The organism is Acidobacteriota bacterium, assembly GCA_016712445.1.
Classification (GTDB): domain Bacteria; phylum Pseudomonadota; class Alphaproteobacteria; order Caulobacterales; family Hyphomonadaceae; genus Hyphomonas.
Genome location: JADJRB010000001.1, coordinates 1152003 through 1177565, shown reverse-complemented (window position 1 = coordinate 1177565; position 25563 = coordinate 1152003). Strand labels below are relative to the sequence as shown.

25 protein-coding genes and 2 pseudogenes are annotated in these 25563 nt (G+C 66.0%); 23 read left to right on the top strand and 4 right to left on the bottom strand.

Annotation, left to right across the window (positions count from 1 at the left end; translation table 11 throughout):
• Nucleotides 1-81 precede the first annotated feature (81 nt).
• The 11 genes and pseudogenes from IPK75_06095 (at nt 82) to IPK75_06045 (ending at nt 9995) form a co-directional block, all read left to right on the top strand.
• Nucleotides 82-687 (top strand): hypothetical protein, encoded by a 606-nt coding sequence (locus IPK75_06095; protein ID MBK8197922.1) that lies wholly within the window; start codon nt 82-84, stop codon nt 685-687.
• A gap of 86 nt (nt 688-773) precedes the next feature.
• Nucleotides 774-2939 (top strand): S9 family peptidase, encoded by a 2166-nt coding sequence (locus IPK75_06090; GenBank protein MBK8197921.1) that lies wholly within the window; start codon nt 774-776, stop codon nt 2937-2939.
• A gap of 51 nt (nt 2940-2990) precedes the next feature.
• Nucleotides 2991-3581 carry a GNAT family N-acetyltransferase gene (locus tag IPK75_06085; GenBank protein ID MBK8197920.1) on the top strand — a complete coding sequence of 197 codons (591 nt, stop codon included), beginning with the start codon at nt 2991-2993 and terminating at the stop codon, nt 3579-3581.
• Between the two features lie 165 nt (nt 3582-3746).
• Nucleotides 3747-5249: a signal recognition particle protein gene (ffh, locus tag IPK75_06080; protein MBK8197919.1), complete on the top strand. Its 1503-nt coding sequence runs from the start codon at nt 3747-3749 to the stop codon at nt 5247-5249.
• Nucleotides 5246-5557 (top strand): chorismate mutase, encoded by a 312-nt coding sequence (locus IPK75_06075; GenBank protein MBK8197918.1) that lies wholly within the window; start codon nt 5246-5248, stop codon nt 5555-5557. The genes ffh and IPK75_06075 overlap by 4 nt, the downstream gene beginning before the upstream one ends.
• A 42-nt stretch (nt 5558-5599) precedes the next feature.
• Nucleotides 5600-6001, top strand: a complete 402-nt coding sequence (gene rpsP, locus IPK75_06070; GenBank protein MBK8197917.1) for a 30S ribosomal protein S16 — start codon at nt 5600-5602, stop codon at nt 5999-6001.
• Between the two features lie 151 nt (nt 6002-6152).
• Nucleotides 6153-6428: pseudogene (locus IPK75_06065) on the top strand (peptidase inhibitor family I36 protein).
• A gap of 3 nt (nt 6429-6431) precedes the next feature.
• Complete coding sequence (locus IPK75_06060) at nt 6432-6809, top strand: beta/gamma crystallin family protein (protein ID MBK8197916.1); 378 nt, start codon at nt 6432-6434, stop codon at nt 6807-6809.
• A 150-nt stretch (nt 6810-6959) separates the two neighbouring features.
• Complete coding sequence (locus IPK75_06055) at nt 6960-7850, top strand: beta/gamma crystallin family protein (protein MBK8197915.1); 891 nt, start codon at nt 6960-6962, stop codon at nt 7848-7850.
• A gap of 9 nt (nt 7851-7859) precedes the next feature.
• On the top strand, nt 7860-8417 hold the full coding sequence (gene rimM / locus IPK75_06050; GenBank protein MBK8197914.1) for a 16S rRNA processing protein RimM: 558 nt from the start codon (nt 7860-7862) through the stop codon (nt 8415-8417).
• Nucleotides 8418-8516: 99 nt separating this feature from the next.
• On the top strand, nt 8517-9995 hold the full coding sequence (locus IPK75_06045; GenBank protein ID MBK8197913.1) for a beta/gamma crystallin family protein: 1479 nt from the start codon (nt 8517-8519) through the stop codon (nt 9993-9995).
• A 12-nt stretch (nt 9996-10007) separates the two neighbouring features.
• Here the strand turns inward: IPK75_06045 and IPK75_06040 are convergent, their stop codons facing one another.
• Nucleotides 10008-10766 carry a glycosyltransferase family 2 protein gene (locus IPK75_06040; protein MBK8197912.1) on the bottom strand — a complete coding sequence of 253 codons (759 nt, stop codon included), beginning with the start codon at nt 10764-10766 and terminating at the stop codon, nt 10008-10010.
• Nucleotides 10767-11034: 268 nt separating this feature from the next.
• Nucleotides 11035-11262: pseudogene (locus tag IPK75_06035) on the bottom strand (hypothetical protein).
• A gap of 149 nt (nt 11263-11411) precedes the next feature.
• On the opposite strand from IPK75_06035, the gene IPK75_06030 reads away from it, so the two are divergent.
• The 6 genes from IPK75_06030 (at nt 11412) to cysK (ending at nt 18170) form a co-directional block, all read left to right on the top strand.
• Nucleotides 11412-13217 (top strand): cation:proton antiporter, encoded by a 1806-nt coding sequence (locus IPK75_06030; protein MBK8197911.1) that lies wholly within the window; start codon nt 11412-11414, stop codon nt 13215-13217.
• A gap of 24 nt (nt 13218-13241) precedes the next feature.
• A complete protein-coding gene (trmD, locus tag IPK75_06025; GenBank protein MBK8197910.1) occupies nt 13242-13967 on the top strand; it encodes a tRNA (guanosine(37)-N1)-methyltransferase TrmD in 726 nt (241 codons plus the stop codon).
• Nucleotides 13954-14490 carry a 50S ribosomal protein L19 gene (rplS, locus tag IPK75_06020; protein MBK8197909.1) on the top strand — a complete coding sequence of 179 codons (537 nt, stop codon included), beginning with the start codon at nt 13954-13956 and terminating at the stop codon, nt 14488-14490. Before trmD ends, rplS begins: the two co-directional genes overlap by 14 nt.
• Before the next feature lie 214 nt (nt 14491-14704).
• Complete coding sequence (gene leuC / locus IPK75_06015; GenBank protein MBK8197908.1) at nt 14705-16102, top strand: 3-isopropylmalate dehydratase large subunit; 1398 nt, start codon at nt 14705-14707, stop codon at nt 16100-16102.
• Nucleotides 16103-16125: 23 nt separating this feature from the next.
• Complete coding sequence (gene bioB / locus IPK75_06010) at nt 16126-17082, top strand: biotin synthase BioB (protein MBK8197907.1); 957 nt, start codon at nt 16126-16128, stop codon at nt 17080-17082.
• A gap of 104 nt (nt 17083-17186) precedes the next feature.
• Nucleotides 17187-18170 carry a cysteine synthase A gene (gene cysK, locus IPK75_06005; protein MBK8197906.1) on the top strand — a complete coding sequence of 328 codons (984 nt, stop codon included), beginning with the start codon at nt 17187-17189 and terminating at the stop codon, nt 18168-18170.
• Nucleotides 18171-18554: 384 nt separating this feature from the next.
• Here the strand turns inward: cysK and IPK75_06000 are convergent, their stop codons facing one another.
• Complete coding sequence (locus tag IPK75_06000; protein MBK8197905.1) at nt 18555-18995, bottom strand: hypothetical protein; 441 nt, start codon at nt 18993-18995, stop codon at nt 18555-18557.
• A 284-nt stretch (nt 18996-19279) separates the two neighbouring features.
• Between IPK75_06000 and IPK75_05995 the strand changes: the two genes are divergently transcribed.
• The 6 genes from IPK75_05995 to leuB all read left to right on the top strand — a co-directional run bounded on the left by IPK75_05995 (nt 19280) and on the right by leuB (nt 23016).
• Nucleotides 19280-19915 carry a glutathione S-transferase family protein gene (locus IPK75_05995; GenBank protein MBK8197904.1) on the top strand — a complete coding sequence of 212 codons (636 nt, stop codon included), beginning with the start codon at nt 19280-19282 and terminating at the stop codon, nt 19913-19915.
• Complete coding sequence (locus IPK75_05990) at nt 19912-20760, top strand: VOC family protein (protein MBK8197903.1); 849 nt, start codon at nt 19912-19914, stop codon at nt 20758-20760. The genes IPK75_05995 and IPK75_05990 overlap by 4 nt, the downstream gene beginning before the upstream one ends.
• 10 nt (nt 20761-20770) lie before the next feature.
• Nucleotides 20771-21400 carry a 3-isopropylmalate dehydratase small subunit gene (gene leuD, locus IPK75_05985; GenBank protein ID MBK8197902.1) on the top strand — a complete coding sequence of 210 codons (630 nt, stop codon included), beginning with the start codon at nt 20771-20773 and terminating at the stop codon, nt 21398-21400.
• 30 nt (nt 21401-21430) lie between these two features.
• Nucleotides 21431-21601 (top strand): hypothetical protein, encoded by a 171-nt coding sequence (locus IPK75_05980; protein ID MBK8197901.1) that lies wholly within the window; start codon nt 21431-21433, stop codon nt 21599-21601.
• Nucleotides 21598-21894, top strand: a complete 297-nt coding sequence (locus IPK75_05975; protein ID MBK8197900.1) for an antibiotic biosynthesis monooxygenase — start codon at nt 21598-21600, stop codon at nt 21892-21894. The genes IPK75_05980 and IPK75_05975 overlap by 4 nt, the downstream gene beginning before the upstream one ends.
• A gap of 69 nt (nt 21895-21963) precedes the next feature.
• Nucleotides 21964-23016, top strand: coding sequence for a 3-isopropylmalate dehydrogenase (leuB, locus tag IPK75_05970; GenBank protein MBK8197899.1), 1053 nt, complete (start codon nt 21964-21966; stop codon nt 23014-23016).
• 64 nt (nt 23017-23080) lie between these two features.
• Here the strand turns inward: leuB and IPK75_05965 are convergent, their stop codons facing one another.
• The gene (locus tag IPK75_05965; protein ID MBK8197898.1) at nt 23081-25447 is read right to left on the bottom strand and encodes a TonB-dependent receptor; all 2367 of its coding nucleotides are present in this window, start codon (nt 25445-25447) and stop codon (nt 23081-23083) included.
• Between the last annotated feature and the right edge of the window lie 116 nt (nt 25448-25563).

Sequence of the window (25563 nt, the reverse complement as noted above, 5' to 3'; positions counted from 1 at the left end):
GCTCGCCAAATTGCCCGCGACCCTGCTAACAGGAGCATCCCGCCTTGGCCAGCGGGACCGGACCAACGGGAAGGCGGACGCATGAAGGCTTTGAGCAGTTTCCGGATGCGCGACGGGTTGTTCTTCCCGCTGGCGGGCCTGCTGGTGGTGCTGATGGTGTTCGTGGCGCTGCAGCCCGGCATCGGGCGCCTGCCGACCGGGCCGGTAGCCGGTGACGGCGTCAGCTACGACCGGATCGTGATCGACGGAAAATACCTCAACAAGGTGATTGCGGGCGGCGATGCGCGCACGCGGCTGCTGCGGACGCCGGAAAACGGATATGTGCTGCAGATCGATGCCGCGGTCGGCGCGCTGGCCGACCCGCCGGAGCAGGGGCCCCACTTCCGGCTTGCGCCGGATATCGAGCTGCAGTTTTCCGGCCGCCGGATCCGCGCCACGGTGCGCATGCGGCCGGCCGACGACCAGGGGGCGATGGCGGCGAAGCTGGACTATTCGGCCGGGCGGGTGGGCGAATCGGGCTGGCAGGAATTCGACCTCGTGCCGGGCTTTGCCGACTATTCGTTCGAGTACGATGTGCCGGTCGCGTCCGGGGAGCAGGGGGTCGACTATTTCGCCGTGCGCCCGGTGGTGCCGGAGAAACGGCGCGGCCTGCTGGTCGAGCGCATAACGCTGGAACGCTTGCCCTGAGCCGGTTTGCAATGCCGGGCAGGCTTGGCTAACACACCCGTTCCCGCGCGCCGGCCTGAGGCGCGCCCGCCCTTTCAGGAGACCCCATGCGCATCCTTCTCGCCACGATCAGCGCCCTTGCGCTGGCAGCCTGCGCCCACGGCCCCGCCCCGGAGACTGACGTGACCACTGACCTTGCCGCCCAGACAACGCCGTTCGATCCCGATTCGCATCTCTGGCTGGAAGAGGTTGAGGGACCGGAAGCGCTCGCCTGGGTCGAGGCGCAGAACACGCGCACGCTGGCCGAGCTCGAAGCCGATCCGCATTATGCCGCGTTCAAGGCCGACGCGCTGGAAGTGCTGAACGATGACCAGCGCATTGCCTACGGCACGGTGCGCAACGGCTATGTCTACAATTTCTGGCAGGACGCGGTGAACGTGCGCGGCCTGTGGCGTCGCACGACGCCGGAAAGCTACGCGACCGACGCGCCGGTCTGGGAGACCATCCTCGATTTCGACAAGCTGTCGGCGGATGAAGGCAAGAACTGGGTCTACAAGGGCGCTGACTGCCGCCGCCCGAACCAGGGCGAAGCGAGCCGCTGCCTGATCTCGCTGTCGAATGGCGGCAAGGATGCCGTGATCGTGCGCGAGTTCGACCTCGGCACCAAGACGTTCGTTGACGGCGGCTTCGTCACGCCGGAAGCCAAGCAGGGGCTCGCCTGGTCGAACCTCGACACGTTGCTGGTTGCCACCGACTGGGGCGCGGGCACGCTGACGGAGTCCGGCTATCCGACGACGGTGAAGCGCTGGACGCGCGGCACGCCGATGGACAGCGCCGCCGAACTGATCCGTGGCAAGACAACCGATGTCGGCGTCTGGCCGATGGTCATCAAGCTTGAGAACGGCCGCATCCTCGACGGCGCCGTGATCGCCGAGACGTTTTTCACGTCGAAGTATTTCTGGTTCCCGGAAGGGGAGACCGAGGCGGTCCAGTGGCCGATTCCGCTGATGTCGTCGCCGAAGGGCATCTACAAGGGCCGGTTCCTGTTCACGCTCGAGCAGGACTGGACACCGGAAGGGCAGGCGGCGTTCAAGGCGGGTGATCTCGTCGCGTTCGATGTCGATGCGTTCCTTGAAACCCGTGCGCTGCCGCCGGTCTCGCTGGTGTTCCGTCCGGATGCGACGCAGGCGGTCGACGGCGTGGCGGTCGCCAAGGGCGCTGCGCTGCTGGCGATCAGCGAGAACGTCGTCGGCAAGGTGCTGCGCCTCGAGCCGACCGAAGCGGGCTGGACGACGAGCGCCATCGACCTGCCGGGTTCCGGCCAGGTGGGCATCGCATTTGCGGACGAAGACGAGACCGCGGTGTTCCTCAACTACGAGGATTTCCTGACGCCGGACTCGCTGCTGAGCTACGACATCAACACCGGCGCGGTCACGACGCTGAAAAGCCTGCCGGCCAAGTTCGATACCGCAGGCCTGAAGGTGGAGCAGTTCTTCTCGACCTCCAAGGATGGCACCAAGGTGCCGTACTTCCTGATCCACCGGGCCGACATCAAGCTCGACGGCACGACGCCGACGCTGCTCTACGGCTATGGCGGATTCCAGGTCTCCCAGACGCCGGGCTACAGCCCCGTGCTCGGCCGCCTCTGGCTGGAGCAGGGCGGCGCCTATGCCCTCGCCAACATCCGCGGCGGCGGCGAATTCGGACCGAACTGGCACCAGGCGGGCCTCAAGCAGAACCGCCAGCGCATCTATGACGACTTCATCTCGGTCGGCGAAGACCTCGTCGCCCGCAAGGTCACCAGCCCGGAGCATCTCGGCATCATGGGCGGCTCGAATGGCGGCCTCCTGATGGGCGTGATGCTCAACCAGCGGCCGGATCTCTGGAACGCGGTCGTGGTGCAGGTGCCGCTGCTCGACATGCTGCGCTACCACCTGCTTCTGGCGGGCGCCTCCTGGGTTGGCGAGTATGGCTCGCCGGACGTGCCGGAAGAGCGCGCCTTCCTCGAGACCATCTCGCCCTACCAGAACTTCGACGCGTCGAAGCCGTATCCGGTGCCGTTCTTCGTCACTTCGACGAAGGATGACCGTGTCCACCCGGGCCATGCCCGCAAGATGGCGAAACGGTTCGAGGAGGCGGGCCTGCCTTTCCTCTATTACGAGAACACAGATGGCGGGCACGCCGCTGCCGCTGACCAGACCGCAAGGGCGAAGCGTCAGGCGCTGGAGTTCACCTACCTGACACGCCAGCTGTTTCCGGAGACGGGGAACTAGTCGCGGCCATGTGAATTGTCCGGGCGGGCGGGATATGTCACTCAATGTGACATGAGACTCGATGCGCCCGGACTTCAGGTGGCGGATGTGCGCCTGGACCTCCTGGCCGAGGGGCACCGCGCGCCGCTCGCGGCCTCGGGGGCGGTGGCCGCCATGTGGCAGTGGATGCCGGTGATCCCGACCGGCACGAACTTCGACGCCTATTTCGACCATACCCTGGCCGACGCCCGCACAGGCCGGTCGATCCCGTTCGCGATCACTCGTATTTCGGACGGCGCCTTTGCCGGGGTGGCCGCCTATCTGGAGGTCTCCCGCACCCACCGGCGCCTGCGGATCGGGTACCAATGGCACCCGGAAGAGATGCGCAGCGGTGTCGTGCCGGCGGCGACGGCGCTGGCCCTGATCGGCCGGGCCAAGGCCTGCCGCATCCGGCGGATCGAGTACCTGATCGACGAGGAGAATGTTCCAGCGATCAAGTCGGTGGAGCGGATCGGCGCCTCGCGGGAGGGCCTGCTGCGCAGCCATATGCGGGCCGCGAAGGGCACCTGGGCCAATATGGCCCTGTATTCACTGGTGGATTCGGAGATCCGGGCCGCCATGACGCTGCTGCAGGACCGGGTCGCGGCGCTGCAGATTGCTTGACCTGTGGAAAGCGCCATGCTTTAGGCCGCCCACATCTCGCGCATTGAAGAAGCGCGCCCTGACCAGCACATGTTCCAAGTGAACGGGAGGCGGCGGGGCCCCCTGCCCGGCGAAGTCTCGCTCGGCGGGGCTTTTGAGCTTTGAGCGGTATGAGGAGAAGTTTCGATGTTCGACGCCCTGAGCGAACGCCTTGGAAGTATCTTTGACGGCCTGACCGGCCGCGGTGCGCTGTCCGACAAGGACGTGAGCGAAGCGCTGCGCGAGATCCGCGTCGCGCTCCTGGAAGCCGACGTGGCACTGCCGGTGGTCAAAGACTTCATCGACAAGGTGCGCACCCGCGCGGTGGGCGAAGAGGTCATCCGCTCGGTGAAACCGGGCCAGCAGGTCATCAAGATCGTCTATGACGCGCTGGTCGACATGCTCGGCGCCGACGAGGAAGCCTCGCACCTGCGGGTCGATGTGCCGCCGGCGGTCGTGATGATGGCGGGCCTGCAAGGCTCCGGTAAAACCACGACGACGGGCAAGATTGCCAAACGCCTTGCCGACCGCGGCAAGAAGCGCGTGCTGCTCGCCTCGCTCGACGTGCGCCGTCCGGCCGCCATGGAACAGCTGGCGATCCTCGCGAAACAGGCCGGCGAGAATGTTGCCTCGCTGCCCATCATTCCCGGTCAGCTGCCGGCTGACATTGCCCGCCGCGCCGTGCAGGCCGCGAAAATCGGCGGCTATGATGTCCTCTTCCTCGACACCGCCGGCCGCACCTCGATCGACGAGCAGATGATGAGCGAGGCGGCCGAGATCGCCGCCATCGCCAATCCGTCGGAAGTGCTGCTGGTTGCCGATGCGCTGACCGGCCAGGACGCCGTCGAGACGGCGCGCCGTTTCCATGAACGCCTGCCGCTGACGGGACTCGTCCTGACACGGATGGACGGCGATGGCCGCGGCGGCGCCGCGCTGTCGATGCGGGCCGTCACGGGCCTGCCGATCAAGTTCCTCGGCGTCGGCGAAAAGCTCGACGGTCTCGATGCCTTCGACGCCAAGCGCGTCGCCGGCCGCATCCTGGGGCAGGGGGACATTGTCTCGCTGGTCGAGAAGGCTGCCGAGCAGATGGACGCCGAAAAAGCCGAGCGGATGGCCGCGAAGCTGAAGAAGGGCGAATTCGACCTCGACGACCTCGCAGACCAGCTGCGCCAGATGCAGCGCATGGGCGGTCTCGGCGGTATCATGGGCATGATGCCGGGCGCGCGCAAAGCCAAGGAAGCGATGGCGAATGCGAATCTCGACGACCGGGTGCTGAAGCGGCAGGAAGCGATCATCCTGTCGATGACAAAGGCCGAACGTCGCAAGCCAGCCTTGCTGAACGCCTCGCGCCGCAAGCGGATTGCCGCCGGCGCCGGCGTCGATGTGTCGGACGTCAACAAGCTGCTGAAGATGCACCTTCAGATGTCGACCATGATGAAGAAGATGCGCACGAAGGGCGGCATGAAAGGCATGCTCGGCGCCGCGCAGGCGGCCGGCCTCAGTCCGGCTGACCTTGCGAAGATGGGGTCCGGCGGCATGCCGGGCGGCTTGCCCGGCCTGGGGGGGCCCTCCGCAGGCGGACTACCCGGAGGTTTGCCTGGATTGGGCGGCGGCTCACTGCCCGGCCTTGGAGGGACGAAGAAGAAATGACCAACCCCGACCAAACCCTCGCGCTGTTCCAGCTGAACCAGCTGCGCGCGTCCATCGACAACATGGACTCGATCCTCATCCACACGCTGGCCGAACGGTTCAAGCTGACCCAGCAAGTCGGCAAGCTGAAAGCGCTGCACAACCTTCCGCCTGCGGACAAGGCACGCGAAGCCCAGCAGGTCGAGCGTCTGCGCCGCCTGGCGAACGAATCCGGTCTAGATCCGGCCTTCGCCGAGAAAATCATCGCCTTCATCGTGGCGGAAGTGATCCGCCATCATGAACAGATCCGTGGCCGCGAGGCCGAGTAATACCGAACAAGAACCCCGAGAGACAAACTTCAGGAGAACCCCATGTCACTCAAAATCCGGCTCGCCCGTGGCGGCTCGAAAAAACGCCCCTTCTACTCGATCGTCGTTGCCGACGCCCGCGCTCCGCGCGACGGCCGCTTTATCGAGAAGATCGGCACTTATGATCCGCGCCTTGCGAAAGACTCCGCCGAGCGCGTGAAGGTCGATGCTGCGAAAGCGGCAGACTGGATCAAGAAAGGCGCCCAGCCGACCGACCGCGTCGCCCGCTTCCTGTCGAAAGTGGAAGTTGACGGCAAGGCCGTGACGACCTGGGAAAACAGCAACAATCCGAACAAGGGCGCACCGGGCAAGAAAGCCCAGGAGCGTGCGAAGGAACGGGCCGACAAGGCTGCTGCCAAGGCCGCTGCTGCTGCGGCCCCGGCCGAGGAAGCCGCTGCCGAATAATCTGGCGGGTTTCTATAAACCGAACGGCGAAGGCCGGTGTCCGAAAGGCACCGGCCTTTTGTTTTCGCGCGGAAAAATCGGGAGGGGGAGGGAACCGAACCGCACCCTGGTTCGCTTTAGGGGCAGTTAACCCTGTTACGGAGCCCCCGCCATGAAACGTCATTCCAGACTCTTCGCCGGTGCTGCCTGCCTCGCGGCGCTCGTCATTCCTGCCTGCGCGTCGGATGGCTACGGCCCCGGCTATGGCACGCCGGACCGTGATCAGGTCGTACTGCACGACGGTGCGAATTATTCCGGCACGGCCGTCGCAATCAACGGCGCGGTACCTGATCTCGTGGATTATCGCTTCAATGATGCGACCTCCTCGATCGTCCTCAACTATGGCAGCTGGGAAGTCTGCGAAGACGCCAATTATGGCGGACGCTGCGAAGTGCTGACGGCCAGCGCGCCGGACCTGCGCGGCCTGCGCCTCAACGACAACATCTCCTCGCTCCGCCCGGCGGGCGGCTATGGCTATCCGCCGTCCACCGGCACGCCGGTCTATGGCAGCCTTGTTTTCTTCTCGAGCACAGGCCTTCGCGGCGATGCGCTGACGATTGACCGCGACGAGCCGGACCTTGCCCGCGCCGGCTACAATGACCGCGCCCGCAGCATCGACATCCGCTCGGGTGTCTGGGAAGTCTGCACCGACGGCGACTATCGCGGCCGCTGCACCACGCTCGACCGGCCGGTCGACAATCTCAGCGACATTGGCCTGTCGGGGAACATCTCCTCGGTCCGCCTCGTCACCCATCGCAGCGGCTACTGACCCGCAAATCCAGTGAAGCTGCAAGGCCGGCGCCTTTCCCCGGGGCGCCGGCTATCTGCGTCGTGCAGCCTGAACGCCGGCCAACAAGGCCCGCATGGACCATTCAGGCAGACTGGCCCAGAGATGTCTCCACTTGTTGGAGACTGACCCATGCCCCGCGACTTCCTGGCCCAGACTTTTCTCGCCGCTGTCTTCATCGCGATGGCGGCCGCCCCCGGCGCCGAAGCGCAGAAGGACGAGATCGAAGCCTTCCGGCGCGGCCCGCCGCCTGCCACGGGCCCGGCCGAAATCACACTCTATTCGGATACCGGCCTGCGCGGCACCTCGGTCACCTTGACCGCCGACCAGACCAAGCTCAGCCGCGTCAGCTTCAACGACAAGGCGCGCAGCGTGGAAGTCCGGGGCGGCGTCTGGCTGCTCTGCACGGACGCGAACCTTGGCGGCAAGTGCGAGTACGTTGACCGCACGGTGCGCAATCTCGGCGAGATAGGCCTGTCGGGCAACATCTCGTCGGTGCAGGTGACGAGCTATGATCGCGGCCCGCGCAGCTATGACATCGCCCTGTTCGCCAACTCGAACTTCCGCGGGCCCTTCCTTGGCTTCGACGAAGGCGAGGCCAGTCTCAGCCAGTTCCGCTTCAATGACACCGCGAGTTCCATCCTGATCACGCGCGGCACCTGGCTGGTGTGCGAGAACACCGACTACCGGGGCAATTGCGAATTTCTCGATGCTTCGATCAGCGACCTCGGCGGCATCTACCTGAATGACGCCATCTCCTCGTTCCGCCGCTATGACGTGCGCCGCGAAGGTCCGTGGCGCCGGCCAGTGCCCTTGCCGGGGCCGTCTTATCCCCCGTCGAATGGCGGCGCCGTCGGCGGGCTGAGCGGTGAGCAGTCGGTATTCTTCCCGGCGCCGACCTATCGCGGCGCCCGGATTTCGAACCGCGACGGCGCGGCCACGCGCTTTTGCCAGGACCAGGGGTTCTCCGAAGCGGTATATAAAGCGCCGGGGAGTGTTCTCTCGGACGTGCTCTGCCGCTAGAAGCGGCGCATGCAAGCCAAGAGCGATGACAGACTGATAGCCGTGGGCGTCCTGAGGGGCGCCCATGGTGTGCGCGGCGAAGTCCGCGTGAAGAGCTATACGGCCGACCCGGACGCCCTGTTCACCTACGGCCCGCTGCTCGACGAGACCGGCGCCGTGGTGCTGACCCCGAAATCCGCTCGTCCGGGCAAGGACCATTTCATCGTCCGCCCGAAAGAGATGAAGCAGAAGGAAGAGTGGGACTCGATGCGCGGGCGCCTGCTGCACGTGCCCCGCGGACGCCTGCCGGCAGCGGCAGATGACGAGTTCTATGTCGAGGATCTCGCCGGAATGGAGGTGCAGGACGGCGCCGGCTCGCGCATGGGGCGAGTAAAGTCCGTGCAGAACTTCGGCTCGGGCGACCTGCTGGAGGTTGAGGTTGCCGGGCTTGCCGCGACCGTCTTCGTGCCGTTCACGCTGGCGGACGTACCGCAGGTGGATGTTGCCGCGCGCCGCGTCACCATCCCTGACCTCGCCACCTGGAGTGAGCCGGCAGGCACCCTGCCGCCGGGCGAAGACAGGCAATAGTCCGGAAATTGCAGCTTGCCGGGCCGGCGCCGCAGTTTGTTGCGCCCTGTTCATAGCGCCTGTGTCAGTTTGCCGGCGTCATGGACGAAAGGAGTCCAAATGCGCCGCTTATCCCTGCGCGCGGTCGTCGCGCTGTCTGTTCCGGCTTTCTTCACCGCGCCCGCCGCACTCGCCCAGTATGCGAGCTACGAGGGCGGCAGCGATGAGCCCCCGGCCGCCATCGCGCTGTTCAGCGACGAGGATTACTATGGCGACGTGCGCGACATCTACGATCCGTTCGGCACACTGAGCGATCTCAATTTCAACGACCGGCCGCGTTCGGTGGCCGTCTTCGCCGGCCAGTGGGAACTCTGCGAGAACCGGGACTTCACCGGCCGCTGCGTGTTCATCACTGAAGACGTGAGCGATCTCGGCTGGTTCGGCCTGAATGGCCGCGTCACCTCGGTGCGCCCGATCTACGAATATACCGAAGCGCGCCACGGGCTCATGTTCACCCGCGACAAGTACGGGTACATCCGGTACGCGGACAACGAGACCTATGGCTACGATACCTGGACGCATGGCTATGCCAGTTCCTGGGGCATCAGCGTTTCGCACTATGGCTATTCGCCGGACTATTACCGTTACGGCTATTACAGCCCGACCTGGGGCTATGATCCCTATGGTTTCGCCTGGGGCCCGCGCGGCACGATCCGCTATACCAGCACCTACCGGCGCCATCCGCGCCCCTCGGTGATCAACCCCTACTGGATCGGCTGGGATTTCCATCGCAGCGACTGGCGGCGCGGGCACTGGAGCTGGCGCGGCGGCGACGATCATTGGCGCGACCATCGCGGCGGACGTGACGGACGCGGCGGCGGTCACGGCGGTGACGACTGGCGCGATCATCGCGGCGGTGATGGCCGTGGCGGCGACGGGCGCGGAGGTGATGGACGCGGTGGACGCGGCGGCGACGACCGCCCGCCGACGCGGGACGTTCCGGGTGATCGCTGGGGTCCTGGCGCCGGTGGCTCGGGCAGCGTGACCACCGATCCCCGTCCGCGCCGCGATGGCTGGACCGGCGATCGCCGCGGCGGCCGCGACGGGCGAGGCTCGGGCGGCGGTAGCTGGACGCCTGGCACAGGGTCAGGTTCAGGCGCCTCAGTCGTATCGCCCGTGCCTACCGATCCGCGCCCCGGCCGGGGCGGCGGTTCCGGAGGTGGCAGCTGGACACCCGGCGCGGGCACGGGTTCTTCGATCACGCCACCTTCAGTCGACGTCCCGCGCGAAGGTCGTGGCGGACGGCGCGGCGGCGACGCAGGTCTCGCGGGCGGCCCGGTCGCTGACACGCCGCGCGGCGGCGGGTCTGATGGTTGGCGCGGCGGCGGCCGAGGCGGCGATTCCGGCGGCCGTAGTGTCGGACGCTCCGGCGACGGCGTATCGAGCGGCGGTGGAAGAGGCTGGACTGCACCCGCGGCCTCGCCTCCGCCTCCACCTCCGCCGCCTGCTGCGGCGAAGGAAACGCGCCGCGAAGTCAGCCGGGATTCCGGCCCGCGTGACGGCGGCAGGGCCGGCGGTCGTCGCCGCGGCGACGACTAGGCGTCAGTCATATCAGGAAGGCTGGCCGCCGCGTGGATCATTCCATTCGGCGGCCACGCCATATCCGCCCCGGCGCACAAGCCAGAACATCCCCACCAGATCGAATATGCCCGCGCCCAGACGGCCGAGGAATCCATACTTCGACTGGCCGGCAAGCCGGCGCCGGTCGTTGACCAGTTCCTCGCTGACCTCCCACCCGGCGCGCTTCACGAGCGCCGGCAGGAAGCGGTGCATCGAGGCGAAATAGGGCAGGTCGCGGAATGCCTGTGTACGGATCAGTTTCCAGCCGCAGCCCGTGTCCGTCGCATCATCCTGAAGCACGAACCGGCGGACCCCGTTGGCAACGCGCGACTGGATCCACTTGAAACCGGAATCGTTGCGGCTGTTGCGCTTGCCGGCGATGATGCCAAGCCGTGCCGGCGCACCCGCGGCGATCTTCGCCGCCCAGACGCGCGCGGTATCGGCCGGGTCGTTCTGGCCATCCCCGTCGAGCAGCTGCACCCAGTCGCCGCGAACGGACTTCAGCCCAGTGAACAGGGCGGCAGACTTTCCGCGCCGCTGTACATGCGTCAACACCGTCACCGTATCAGGATGGCGAACCTTCGCTTCAGCCAGCTCGGCGCCCGTCGCGTCGCCCGAACAGTCATTGACGCAGACGATCTCGAAATCGATGCCCGACAGCGCTGCGTGCACCTCGTCGATGACGGGGTGCACATTGCCCGCTTCATTATAGAAGGGGATCAGAACGGAAAGGGCAGGGACGCGGTCCATCGCCCCTGCCTAGTCCAGCCCGCGTCTCAAGCCAATCGGGCTTGCTCAATCAGGCCGCAAACACCTGTTGGCTTGCATGCCGCGCGAACTCGGTCTTCAGCACGTCCGGGCTGTCCACAGGGCGGCGCTCCAGGTCCGATACTTTGAACGGCGCATTGTAGCCATAAGCGTCGGTCCAGATACGGTCGAGGCGGGCCTCTGTAAGATTGCCGGTGTAGGCGACTTCGCGGATCTCGGTGGCGTCGGCGCGGCGGCGGGTCTTTTGCGTGCCGGGCAGGTAGATCGTGCCGTTCGAGAAGTCGACGGCGAAGGCAATGACGCCTGGCACGAGGAACAGGAGCAGGCCGATGCCATCAAGGATGAGGACCGTCGAGTCGAGCTCGCCGTCGATCTGGCCCTTGCGTTCCGGATACATGATCGTGCCGCAGGCGCTGAGCGAAGTGGCGGCAAGCGCAAGGCCGGTACCGGCGAGAAGTTGGCGGCGTGACGGGTTCATCATGTCTCTCCTTTTGGGGGGGACGGCCAGTATCTTCCAAAATCCTGACAAAAGGATACCGGGATCGGTCAAGTTTGGCCGGCGCGCTTCCGGTCTTGCGGCTGTAGCAGGCCCCTGTCAGTCTGTACCCGAACTAGGGGAAGGGTCACATGGCGGCAGAATCTCACGGGCCCGACCTTGGCGCGCTGGTCATCCTGCTCGGCTCCGCCGTGCTGGCCGTGCCAGTATTCAAGCGCATCGGGTTCGGGTCGGTGCTCGGTTACCTCGCCGCCGGGCTTGCCATCGGTCCCTTCGGCTTCCGGGTTTTCACCGAGCCGGAAGCGATCCTGCACGTCGCGGAACTTGGCGTGGTCATGTTCCTGTTCATCATCGGGCTGGAAATGCAGCCCTCGCGGCTCTGGGCCATGCGCCGGGAAATCTTCGGCCTCGGGCTCGCGCAGGTGGCCGTCTGCATGGCGCTCTTGTCCTGGGTCGGCGTCGCTCTCGGCTACAGCGCTCAGGTCTCGCTGATCGCGGGCACCGGCTTCGTGCTCACGTCCACCGCCATCGTCATGCAGATGCTTCAGGAACGCGGCGATCTTGCGAAGGAAAAGGGCCAGCGGATGATCTCCATCCTGCTGCTCGAAGACCTCGCCATCGTGCCGCTGCTGGCGCTGGTTGCTTTTCTCGCGCCGGGCGGCGGCGACGTCTCGCTGGGCGAAAGGCTGCGCGGCGTGGCGCTCGGCCTCGGCGCCATTGCGGCGCTGGTGGTCGCGGGGCGCTACCTGCTGAACCCGATCTTCCGCATACTCGCGGCCGCGCGGGCCCGCGAAGTGATGACCGCCGCGGCGCTGCTGATCGTGCTGGGCGCGGCCTGGTGGATGCAGCTCGGCGGGCTGTCGACGGCCATGGGCGCCTTCCTCGCGGGCGTGCTGCTGTCGGAATCCTCCTATCGCCACGAACTGGAAGCGGATGTCGAACCCTTCCGGGGCATCCTGCTTGGGCTCTTCTTCCTGGCGGTCGGCATGTCGCTCGACCTCAATGTGGTGGTGCAGAACTGGCAGCTCATCGCGATCAGCGTGGTGGCCTTCACCGTTCTCAAGGGTGTCGGCGTCTACGCTGTGGCGCGCCTCTTCAAGGCGAGCCACCGCGAAGCCGTCGAGCGCACGGTGCTGATGACGCAGGGCGGCGAGTTCGCCTTCGTCCTCTATGCGGCGGCGCTGGCCGTCGGCCTGATCGACCCCGAAGGCAATGCCATGCTGACCGCCATCATCATCATCTCGATGGTGATGACGCCGCTCTTCGTGCTGGTGCACGACCGGCTGATGCCGGAAGTCGAAGTCGATGCGAGCGGCGTGGAGACGCCCAAGGACGCCGTCGGCACGGCGCTGCTGATCGGGTTCGGCCGCTTCGGCCAGATCGTCAGCCAGCCGCTGCTGGCGCGCGGCTATTCGGTGACGACCATCGACAATGATCCTGAGATGATCCGGGTCGCCGCGTCCTTCGGTTTCAAGGTCTATTTCGGCGACGGCCAGCGCCTCGATATCCTGCACGCCGCCGGGGCAGGGCAGGCCGCGCTCATTCTCGTCTGTGTCGACGACCGCGCCGCCGCGACGCGGATGGTCGAGCTCGTGCGCCACGAATTCCCGAACGCGCTGCTGCTGGCGCGCGCCTATGACCGCGAACATGGCATGGAACTGGTGAGGGCAGGGGTCGACTATCCGGTGCGCGAGACTTTTGAGTCCGCCATCAAGTTCGCCCGCGCCGCACTTGACCGGCTGGGCGAGCCGGAAGACGCCATCGACGATGCGATCGAGGAACTGCGCCGCCGCGACGAGGAGCGCTTCGCCCTGCAGCTCACCGGCGGCATGCTTGCCGGGCGGGAGCTGATGATCGGCAACGGAGGCGCCGAGCGCCCGAACGAGGACGCAGCCCTGCCGGCGACTGACGCAGACGAGAGCACGGTTGGCGGCTGAAACCACCCGCGCTAAACCCCGCCAATGTTCACCGCCACTTGCATCACCCTCGTGCCAGAGGCCTGGCCCGGCCCGCTTGGCGCCTCGATCCTTGGCCGCTCGCGTGCCGAGGGGCTATGGGCGCTGGAAACCGTGGACCTGCGGACCTTCGGCCTCGGCAAGCACCGCAAGGTCGATGACACGCCGGCCGGGGGCGGGGCGGGGCTGGTCTTGCGCGCCGATGTGGCTGCGGCTGCCATCGACAGCGTTCCGGCCAATGGCCGCCCCCTCGTTTACCTCTCTCCTCGTGGCCCCCGCTTTAACCAGCAGATGGCCCGCAGCTGGGCGGCGGGGCCGGGCGTAGTGCTGTTCTGCGGCCGGTTCGAGGGGCTGGACGAACGGGCCATTGAGGCGCGGGGGATGCAGGAGGTCTCGCTCGGAGATTTCGTGCTCGCCGGCGGCGATGTCGCCGCGATGGCGATGGTGGAGGCCGCGGTGCGGCTTTTGCCCGGCGTGGCAGGCAATTCTGCCTCCCTGACAGGGGAGTCCTTCGAGACCGGATTGCTCGAATATCCCCAATACACGGCCCCCCGGGAGTGGGAGAACCGGGCGATTCCGGAGATTCTCCTCTCCGGCGACCACAAGCGTATAGAAGAGTGGCGTCTCGACCGCTCAAAGGCGTTGACTTTTGACCGCCGCCCCGATTTATACGCCGCTTACTCCCGACCCCCCACTTCTGCTGCGCCGGAGACTGGCGATGAACCTGATTAAAGAGCTTGAGACCGTCGAAATGGCCCGCGTCCTCGGCGACAAGAAAATTCCCGCTTTCTCGCCCGGCGACACGCTGGCCGTGAACGTGAAGATCAAGGAAGGCGACCGTGAGCGCGTCCAGCGCTATGAGGGCGTCTGCATCGCCCGCGCCGGCCAGGGCCTCAACGAGAGCTTTACGGTCCGCAAGATCTCCTTCGGTGAAGGCGTCGAGCGCGTGTTCCCGGTGGTTTCGCCGACGATCGACTCGATCGAAGTGGTCCGCAAGGGCCGCGTCCGCCGCGCGAAACTCTACTACCTGCGCGACCTGCGCGGCAAAGGCGCCCGTATCGCCGAGCGCACCACAGGCCACGGCATCGAAACCCAGGAAGTGGCTGTCTCGAAAACCGAGCGCCGCCGCCAGAAGGACGCCGAAAAGCTGGCCCGCAAGGACACGGCTGCCAAGGCCCGCGCCGAAGCGGCTGAAGCCGCTGCGGCCGCCGAGGCGGTTGCCGCCGCGGCTGCTGAAGGCGCCGCCGAAGAATAGGATTGCCGGCTTAGGCCAGCCCTGAATTTCACGCCCCCGCCGCAAGGCGGGGGCGTTTTGTTTTGGCGGTGAATGCCGGAAAGATTTTCCGGCGAGGCGAGGTTTCGGGCGAGCGCGCGCAATAATTTTGCGCTGACCGGGACAGGGAAGCTGCGCGCGGGGTTTCCTCGCCGTGTTTCGCCGCTATTGTGCGGCGCGCAAAGGAGAGGCCGAAATGCCGGGCAAGACACTTTATGACAAGATCTGGGACGCGCACGTCGTCCACACCGACCCGGCCTCGGGCGAGAGCCTCCTCTATATCGACCTCCACCTAATCCACGAAGTGACGACCCCGCAGGCGTTCGATGGCCTGAAAGCGGCTGGCCGCAAGGTGCGCCGCCCTGAACTGACCCTGGCGGTCGCCGACCACAATACGCCCACCGAAAACCAGGCCGCCGGCCTCGCGGGCGTCAAGGATCCCGAGGCGCGCAACCAGCTGGAGACGCTGGAGCGGAACGTTGCCGAACACGGCATCCAGTACTTCGCGATGGGCGACATCAATAACGGCATTGTGCATGTCGTCGGCCCGGAGCAAGGGCGTACACAACCCGGCATGACCATCGTCTGCGGCGACAGCCACACCTCCACGCACGGCGCCTTCGGCGCGCTGGCCCACGGCATCGGCACGTCCGAGGTCGAGCACGTGCTCGCCACGCAGACGCTCCGCGCCCGCAAGATGCTGAACATGGCCGTCGAGGTTTCCGGCCAGCTGCGCCCCGGCGTCAGCGCCAAGGACCTAGCCCTGCACGTCATCTCGATCACCGGCACAGCCGGCGGCACCGGCTACGTCATCGAGTATCGCGGCGAAGCCGTGAAGGCGCTGACGATGGAAGGGCGCATGACGCTCTGCAATCTCTCGATCGAAGGCGGCGCCCGCGCCGGCCTGATCGCGCCGGACGAAAAGACTTTCGCCTACATGCAGGGCCGCCCCTCGACGCCGAAAGCGGGCGCCTGGGAGGTGGCCGAGAAATTCTGGCGCCAGCTCTACACGGATGACGACGCCGTGTTCGATCATGTCATCCGCATCAAGGGTGAGGACGTGGAGCCGACCGTCACATGGGGCACCAGCCCGGAGCAGGGGATTGCTCTCTCGGCCAATATTCCGCGTCCGGAGGATTTCTCCGACCCCGTCAAGGCCGCCGCGTGCGAGCGGGCGCTCGCCTATATGGGTCTCGAAGGCGGCAAGCCGATTGCCGGCACGCCGGTGCAGCGCGTCTTCATCGGCTCCTGTACCAACAGCCGCATCGAAGACCTGCGCGCCGCGGCCGCTGTCGCGAAGGGCAACAAGGTGGCCGCCGGCGTGCGCGCCATGGTCGTGCCGGGCTCCGGCCTCGTGCGCGCACAGGCTGAAGCGGAAGGCCTCGACCTCATCTTCACCGAGGCAGGCTTTGAATGGCGCGAGCCCGGCTGTTCCATGTGCCTCGGCATGAACCCCGACATCCTCGCCCCCGGCGAGCGCTGCGCCTCGACGTCCAACCGCAACTTCGAAGGCCGTCAGGGCCGAGGCGGCCGCACCCACCTGATGAGCCCCACACTCGCCGCCCGCGCCGCCATCAACGGCGTCATCGGCTGATCGATCCGCCCAAGGAGCAAACCATGGCCTACGACCTGACCCCCCGGCAGACCTGGACGCGCGAGGAAATCCGCGCCGTCTACGACCTGCCGCTCGACCAGCTGTTCGCCCGGGCACTGGCGGTGAAAGCTGCGAACTGGCCCGATGGCGCGGTGCAGAAGTCGCAGCTGCTGTCGATCAAGACCGGTGGCTGCCCGGAGGATTGCGGCTATTGCAGCCAGTCGGCCAAGTTCGACACCGGCCTCAAGGCCGAGAAGCTGATGCCACTCGAGGAAGTTGTCGAGACAGCGCGCCGCGCCAAGGCGAACGGCGCCGACCGCTTCTGCATGGGCGCAGGCTGGCGCTCGCTGAAAGACCGCGACCTGCCAAAAGTCGCCGAGATGATCACGGCGGTGAAGGCCGAAGGCCTCGAAACCTGCGTCACGCTCGGGATGCTCGAGGCCGGCCAGGCCGAAGCGCTGAAAGCCGCCGGGCTCGACTATTACAATCACAACCTCGATACCTCGCGTGAATATTACGGCACGGTCGTCAGCACCCGGACATACGAGGACCGCCTGGAGACCCTTGGCCGTTGCCGTGAGGCCGGTATCAAGCTCTGCTGCGGCGGCATCCTCGGCATGGGCGAGACGCGCGAAGACCGCATCGGCCTCATCCACGAGCTTTCGAAGCTCACGCCGCATCCGGAAAGCGTGCCGATCAACAAGCTGGTCCCGATCAAGGGCACACCGCTTGGCGACAGCGAGGAGATCGACGCGATCGAACTTGCCCGCGCCATTGCCGTCTGCCGCATCGTCTTCCCGCAAAGCTGGGTCCGGCTCTCGGCGGGCCGCGAGAAGATGACCGCCGAAGGCCAGGCGCTGTGCCTGCTCGCCGGCGCCAATTCCATCTTCGTCGGCGACCGGCTGCTGACGACGCCGCTGCCCGGCGCCGACCGTGACGCGCGCTTGCTGGAGTCGGTCGGCGGCTGCTCGAAGTGCTGACCGCCTAAAGGGTCGATAAGCGTTGCTAAACAAGCCGTTCGGTTGTCTTTCCGCTGCGGCGGGCCGATAGTCTCCCTTCACAGATTTCCTGAAGGGAGACTTGCATGTCCGGTACCGTGAAACTCGATGGCGGCGTCACGCTCGACGGACCGCGCGGCCGTATCTACGGCTCGATCCTCGAAACCATTGGCGCCACCCCGCTGGTGCGCGCCGAGAAGTTCGCGAAGGCCGAGGGCGTCAAGGCCGACCTCCTGTTCAAGCTCGAATTCTTCAATCCGCTCGCCAGCGTCAAGGACCGGATCGGCCTCGCCATGATCCTCGGCCTCGAAGCCGAGGGCAAGCTGAAGCCCGGCGGCACGCTGATCGAGCCGACGTCGGGCAATACGGGCATCGGCCTCGCTTTCGTGGCTGCGCAGCGCGGCTACCGGCTGATCCTCACGATGCCGGAATCCATGTCGATCGAGCGGCGCAAGATGCTCGCCTATCTCGGCGCGGAGCTGGAGCTGACACCGAAAGAGAAGGGGATGGGCGGCGCCATCGCCAAGGCGAAGGAGCTCTTGGAGTCGATCCCCGGCGCGGTGATGCCGAGCCAGTTCGATAATCCGTCCAACCCCGCCATCCACGAGAAAACCACCGCCGAGGAAATCTGGGCGGATACGGACGGCAAGGTCGACGCCATCATCTCCGGCATCGGCACCGGCGGCACCTTCACCGGCACCGGCCGCGTGCTGAAACCGCGCAAGGCCTCGCTGAAAATGGTCGCCGTCGAGCCCGAAGCGTCCCCGGTCCTCTCCGGCGGCGCCCCCGGCCCGCACATGATCCAGGGCATCGGCGCGGGCTTCGTGCCGGGCAATGCCGACACGAAACTGATCGACGAGATCATCAAGGTGTCGAACGCCGACGCCCTCGCCACCGCCCGCAAGCTTGCCAAGCTTGAAGGCATTCCCGGCGGCATCTCGTCCGGCGCGGCGGCCTATGCGGCGGTCCAACTCGGCAAGCGCCCGGAGATGGACGGCAAGACCATCGTGGTCATCCTCGCCAGCTTCGCGGAGCGGTATGTTTCGACGGCGTTGTTTGAGGGGCTGTAACGGCGCGCGCGCCGGAAGACCTTGATTGACCCGTTTTTGACGTTTCAGTTCGACGATTGAACAATACCCCAAAAGCGAAATTGTCTTAGCAGCTGATCATGGCGTAATCGGAGCGAAAGCAAGGTCTCGTAACTTTTAGGTACTCGAAATCCATCCCGGAAGGGTTGGGTCGTAGTTGATCGTGAGAATTGGTCCGCCATTGTCTGGAGTCACTTCGATTCGGGCTGGCGTCGTTGCCGTGTGTCTATTTGCTCCCACGGTTTTCGCATCATCGATTGTTTGAAAGCGCGAAAAATTTTCGCCGAGATGCAGAAGTACCAGCGGCATTTAGGTTTCGTCTTTCCAGTCATGAACGAGAGGGTAAGGGTGGGTGAAGTGGCGAGGTTATCGAGCCAGCCCCAATCCTGTGAGTTTCGCGACATACTCAGGGTCTGCCATCCGCGCATTTGAAGCGTTAATAGCGCGACCAACGAGAACAAAAAATCGGAAGAGACCAAACGAAACCATGCAAGCGTAAATTGCGATCGATACCCCAATGAAAGTCACATCAGAATCAAACTCGATCATCACAGCGAGCCCCATGCAGATGAAGAACATAAGAAGCGCGTTACGCATCAGAACTGAGAATATGTGTTCGAGATAAAAAAGCGCTTTGTCAGAACCGGACATGACCTTCCACTCGTTGACATGTCCGGAATTGTTGTTGAGGGATCCGCAGCGACTGCATTCGACAAACGGCTGACCTATTCCGGAGTAGTTTTGCACATACCCGCCTGTGAGGCTTTTCCCGCACGAACCACATTTCTGATTGATCATAACAACCATAGGCGAAACCCCAAGCTCTTCGTTGTTAATTCAGTCTAGGCCGATGGGATGCTTGCACAATGGGAATTTTGTGATTGCTCCCTAAGATCGCGATTGCGGATAGGCTTCTTAGCTGAATGGGGTTTTCGACTTTCTGCTGATGCCCATCGCTTCCCATCGGAGTCCGCTGACGTGGACTCCCCGGCATCCTCAAAGGCTCTACCTATCGGTCCGCCACGGCAGGCCTCGCCAAGTTCCGGTCCATGGTGGTAACTGCGGGTGAAAAAATCACCCGAGGAAACACCATGACCCGCTACACCCTTCACGGCATCTTCGCGTCCGGCCCGACCTACAAGGTTGGGCTGATGCTCCGCCTCACCGCCACGCCGTTCGACTATGAGCATGTCGACCTGCGCGCCGGGGCCCACAAGGCCGACGCCTTCCTCGTCAAGAACCGCTACGGCCAGGTGCCGGTGCTGGAAGACAGCCAGACCGATTACTGCCTCAGCCAGTCTTCCGTGATCCTCGACTATCTGGCCGACGAGACCGGCAAGTTCGGCGGCAAGGATCGCGGCGAGCGGTTGCGGGCCCGCGAATGGCAGCTCTGGGGCGCCGGCGCGCTGACCACCGGCATCTACCGCACGCGGGCGGCGAAGCTCGGCTTCTTCAAGTTCCCCGAAGCGATTGCCGAAGCGAACCTGCAGACCGCCCTCAGCTCGCTGAAGGAATTGAATTCGTTGCTCGACGGGCGCGACTGGCTGGTCGGCAAGGGCGCCACCATCGCCGACATCGACATCTACGGCATCGCCGCCTATGCGGGGCAGGCGGGCATCGACCTGCAACCCTTCCCGAACATCCGCAAATGGTTCGCCCGCGTTGAAGCGCTTCCCGGCTTCAAGGACGTCAACGCCTGCCTGCCGCAGGCGAGCGCAAAGGCATGATCAGCGGCCTTGATCACATTGTGATCCTGGCGCCCGAGATCGAAATGGGCACGGCGGTCTATGCCGCCTTGCTCGGCCGTGCGCCGGACTGGCAAGCCATCAGCGAGGCGGGCATCGCGACCGCCTGGTTCCAGCTCGGCAACACCGCGCTCGAACTCATCGCGCCTGCAGGCGGCACGCCCGCCGCCGACCACCTGCGCGAACGCATCACCGAAGAAGGCCCCGGCCTGAAGTCGCTGGCGTTTCGTTCCGGCGATCTCTCCGGTGACCACCGCGCCTTCACCCGCACCGCGCTCGCGCCCACCGCCATCGAAGACGGCCTGAGCGAAGACATGGCCCGCGAACTCCGCCGCACCTGGCGCCGCTTCCGCTGCGCCCCGGAGGCCACCGCCGGCGTGCGCTGGTTCGTGGTCGAGCCGCTCGAAGGCGCGCTGGAGCCCGCCGAAGTGCCGCTCGGCCATGTCCACGCGCTTGACCATCTCGTGATCAATACGCCGAACCCGAACCGCGCGATGGCGCTCTATGGCGCCAAGCTCGGCCTGCGCCTCGCGCTCGACCGCACGGCGCCGGAATGGGGCGTGCGGCTGATCTTCTTCCGCACCGGCGGGCTGACGGTCGAGATCGCCCACCGGCTTGCGCAGGCCGAAGACGCCGCCGGGCCCGACGGTTTCTGGGGCCTCACCTGGCGCGTCGGCGACATCGAAGCGGCGCACGGCCGCCTCGCCGCTCACGGCTTCAACGTATCAGACGTTCGCACCGGACGCCGCGCCGGCACCCGTGTGTTCACAGTGCGCGACGGTACCCTGAACGTGCCCACCCTGTTCATTGCCGGCGTCCCGGACTAGAAAGCCTGCCATGACCCCGTTCAAATCCCTCACCGGTACCGCCGCGCCCTTGCTCGAGAAGGGCAAGCCGATGTCGAACATCGACACGGACATGATCATCCCGAAGCAGTTCCTGAAGACGACAACCCGCACCGGCCTCGCGACCGGCCTTTTCCATGAGCTGAAAACCAACGCCGATGGCTCGCCCAATCCCGATTTCGTCCTCAACAAGCCGGCCTATGCCAAGGCGTCGATCCTGATAGCCGGCGAGAATTTCGGCTGCGGCTCCTCGCGCGAACACGCACCGTGGGCGCTGCTCGACCAGGGCATTACCTGCGTGATCGCGCCCTCCTTCGCCGACATCTTCCACAACAACTGCTACAAGAACGGCATCCTGCCGGTGCGCCTGCCGGTGGATGTCTGCGAGAAACTGGCAAAGGCCGCTGGCGGCGCAAACCATGTCTTCACCGTCGACCTCGAAACCCAGACCGTCACCACGCCGGACGGGGAGACCTACAAGTTCGATGTCGATCCCGGGCGCAAGTCGAACCTGCTCGCCGGGCTCGACGAGATCGGCGCCTCGCTGACGGCCGCGCCGGAGATCGAGAAGTTCGAAAGCCAGCGCCGCCTCGCGACGCCCTGGCTCGAAACCGCCCGCTGAGACCCGGCGGGCCCAACCGGAGACACACCCATGCTTCGCCGCGCCCGCCTGCTCCTGCCGCTTCTCCTTTTGCCCGCGCTGTCCGGCTGCCTCACCGATCCCTTCGGCACCAAGCCTGAAGTCCCGAACGTGAAGATCCCCGAGCGAACCGCGCCGGCCGAGCCGGAAGCGGCACCCGCCAAGGAGGATCCCGCGCCATGATCGTCATTGAAGGCACCGTCCGCGCCCCGCCCGAACGCGTCGCCGAAGCGCGCGCCGCGATGGAACAGATGATCCGCGCCAGCCGCGCCGAGCCGGGCTGCATCGACTATGCCTACGCCGTCGACGTGCTCGATCCCGGCCTCATCCGCGTCTCCGAACGCTGGGAAAGCCGCGACGCGATTGCGGCGCATTTCAAGACCGCCCACATGGCCACCTGGCGCTCGTTCTTCCCGCAGCTCGGCATCACCGACCGGTCCCTGCGCCTCTATGAAGCGGACCCCGAGCCCATCTGAGCCGGTTGCGCCGCGCGCCCCGCCTCGCTACTCAGCCCGCACCAATGACTTTTCGCGGAGGCCGCGCCCATGAAGAAGACACTTTTGCTCTTGCCGGGCGACGGCATCGGCCCGGAAGTCACCGCCGAGGCGCGCCGCGTTGCGGAGCTCCTGGTGTCGGACATCGTCATCGAGACCGGCCTGGTTGGCGGGGCCAGCCTTGATGCGCACGGCACGCCGCTGACCGACGCGACGCTCGAGAAAGCCCGTCACGCCGACGCCGTCCTGCTCGGCGCAGTCGGCGGCCCCAAATGGGTCGGCGCGGCGCGCGACAAGCGCCCCGAGGCCGGCCTGCTCGCGCTCCGCAAGGGGCTCGACGTGTTCGCCAACCTTCGCCCGGCTTTCTGCTTCCCGGCGCTCGTCGACGCCTCCAGCCTGAAGCGCGACCGGGTCGAAGGCCTGGACCTGATGATCGTCCGGGAACTGACGGGCGGCGTCTATTTCGGCACGCCGCGCGGCATCGACGAGACGGGCGGCCTGCGCCGCGGCTATGACACCGCCATCTACACCCATCCGGAGATCGAGCGCGTCGCCCGCGTCGCCTTCGACATCGCGCGCGGGCGCAAGGGCCGGGTCTGCTCGGTCGAGAAATCCAACGTCATGGAATCGGGCCTCTTCTGGCGCCAGGAAGTCACCCTCGCCGCGGCAGAATTCGGGGGCGGCGTGGCGCTCAGCCACATGTATGCCGACGCCTGCGCGATGGAACTCGTGCGCCAGCCGAAACAGTTCGACGTCATCCTCGCGGACAACCTGTTCGGCGATCTCCTGTCGGATGAAGCGGCCATGCTCACCGGCTCCATCGGCATGCTGCCCTCGGCCTCGCTCGGCGCACCGGGTGCGCCGGGCCTCTACGAACCCGTGCACGGCTCGGCGCCGGACATCGCGGGGCAGGGCGTCGCCAACCCCTGCGCCGCTATCCTGTCGCTCGAGATGGCGCTGCGCTGGTCGCTCGGAAAAGAGAAGGCGGCCGACCAGCTCTTTGCCGCCGTTGGCAAGGCGCTCGATCGCGGCGCGCGCACGCGCGATCTCGGCGGCGAACTGACCACCCGCCAGATGGCCGACGCCGTCATCGCCGCGCTCTGACGCCAGAAATGAAAAACCCCGCAGCAGGCTGCGGGGTTTTCCGTTTTGACAATCCGTATCCGGATCAGAATTCCTTGCGGAACGTCACGCCGAAGGTGCGCGGCTGGCTCCGGTGGAAACCAAGCCGGGCGCGTCCGCCGCGTTCGCGGTCGAATGACAGGTCCGCTTCCTCGTCGGTCACGTTGTTGGCGTAGAGCGTCACCGACCAGGTGTCGAACTCGAGGCCCGTGCTGAGGTTCAGCGTCGTGTAGGCGTCGAGGTTGAGGTCCACCAGGTCGCGCGGGCTTTCGAGGCCGGTCAGCGCGCCGAGGGCAAGGCCCGTGGCAGCCGGCAGGCCCTGCGTCGCGGTCTGGTCGCTCGGCTGGGTATAGCGGTCGCCGATGTGCTGGACAGAGCCCGAGACGAACGCGCCAGCATCGATCCAGCGCGGATCCCAGCGGTACGTGCCGGCGGCCGACAGCTGCAGTTCCGGCACCGAAGGCAGGCGGTTGCCGTCCTGGATGCCGCCGATCACCGTGCTGGTGCCATCGACCACAGTGGAGTCGAACTTCGCTTCCAGCACGCTGGCCGCGAGGCTGAGGTCAAGGCCGTCCATCGGGCTCCAGCCCAGTTCCGCTTCGAGGCCGGCGGTGTGCGCCTTCTCGACGTTGAACACGATCCGCGAGGAGCACGAGCCGGCGTCCAGCGTGACCTGCAGGTCCTGGATGTCGGTGTAGAACGCCGCCGCATTGAACGTGACATTGCCCGTCAGCGCCTTCATGCCGGCTTCGTAGTTCCACAACTTCTCGTCGCCATAGCTCTGGAAGCCGCCGAAGATCGCCTGGTCCTGCGGGGTGCAGAGCGGCACGTTCAGCGGGTCGTTGACGCCGCCGAGACGGAAGCCCTGGCTCGCCTGCGCGTTCAGGGTGATCGTATCGGTCGCGTCATAGCTGACCAGCACGCGCGGCGAGAAACCGTCCGACGACGTCGTATCCTGGACATTCGAGTCGCCATTGGCAAACAGGCCGCCCGACGAGATCGTACGGTCTTCCTCGAAGTCGTAGAAGCGGCCGCCGGCCGTGACGGTCAGTTTCTCGGTCAGGTCATAGCTCGCCTCGCCGAACACCGCCCATTGGGTTAGGGAGTAGGAGAGGTCCGAGTTGAACGGCGAGTCGGCCGGGAAGCCGTTGGCCACCGCAGCCGACGTGCCGGCGCCGAGCGTTGCGTCCGTCACCGCATCGTAACCCGGCGTCGGCAGGCGCTGCGCATAGACCCGGTCATTGTTCGAATAGAACACGCCGGCCAGCCATTGCAGCGCCCCGTCGGAATTCGAGCTCAGCCGCAGCTCCTGCGTCGTGCTCTCGTAGGCGGTGGTGTCCCGCAGGTTCGAGGGCAGGAAGAAGGACGGCGCCGGATAGCCAAGATCCGACGACACGCTGGACGTCAGCGCCGAGGCATCGCGGCTGACCAGGATGTCCCGGTCGATATAGCTCGTCACCGAAGTCAACGTCACCGCGCCGAGATCGAGGCTCGCCGTCAGGTCGGCAATCATCGTCTCGTCCGAGAACTCTTCGTCCAGCAACAGGAATTGCGAATTGTCCGGCATCGTCGCCGAGCCCGACAGCCAGTTGAACGCTTCGGCCCGGTTGAACCCGTCCGCCCCGATCTCCTGGTAGATGATGCGCGGCGTGATGGTCAGCGCCTCGTTCGGCTGGAAGGTCAGCGCGATGCGCCCGCCCGTGCGATTGCCGCTGTTGACGTCTTCGCCGCCGGAGGGGCCGATCGCGTCGATCCAGCCGCCATACTCGGTGTGATAGCCGACCGCGCGCAGCGCCGCCGTGTCGCCGAGCGGCAGGTTGATCATGCCTTTGACATGCCCGCCCGTGCCGCCATCGCTGATCGTGTTGAGGTTCGCCTCGAGGCTGCCTTCCTGCGTGCCGATCACCGGCTGGTTGGTGATGTAGCGCACCGTGCCGCCGACCGAACCCGATCCGAACAGCGTGCCTTGCGGTCCCCGCAGCGTCTCGATGCGGTTGAGGTCATAGAGGTCGATGTCCGGCGTGAACAGCGACAGCGAGATCACCGACTCGTCGAGATACACACCCACCTGTTCCTTCACGCCCGGCTGGTCGCGCACGATCTGGCCGGCCGAGACGCCGCGCACGGCGACCTGGCTCTGGCCGGGGCCGAGGTTCTGGATCGAGAGGCCGGCCACCGAGCGGGCCACGTCCTCGAGATTGCCGGCGCCGGACCGCTCGATGTCTTCCGCCGTCTGGGCGTTGATCGAGAACGGCACGTCCTGGATGGTCTCGTTGCGCTTGGTCGCCGTGACGATCACGGTCTTCTGGCGGGCTTCGGCGTCGTCGCCGGTGTCCTGGGCAATCGCCGCCGGCGCAAACGCCAGCAGGGCGAACGCAATGGCAGACGCACCCAACATGTAATTGGTCTTCATGGTTTCCTCCTGTGGGATGCGGCCCTCCGGTATTCCGGATTGACGTCTCGCATCCTTGGCGGGGAAACTAACGCCGCCGGGCGGGCTGACCAAGGGCGTGCTGCCCCTGCGGAACC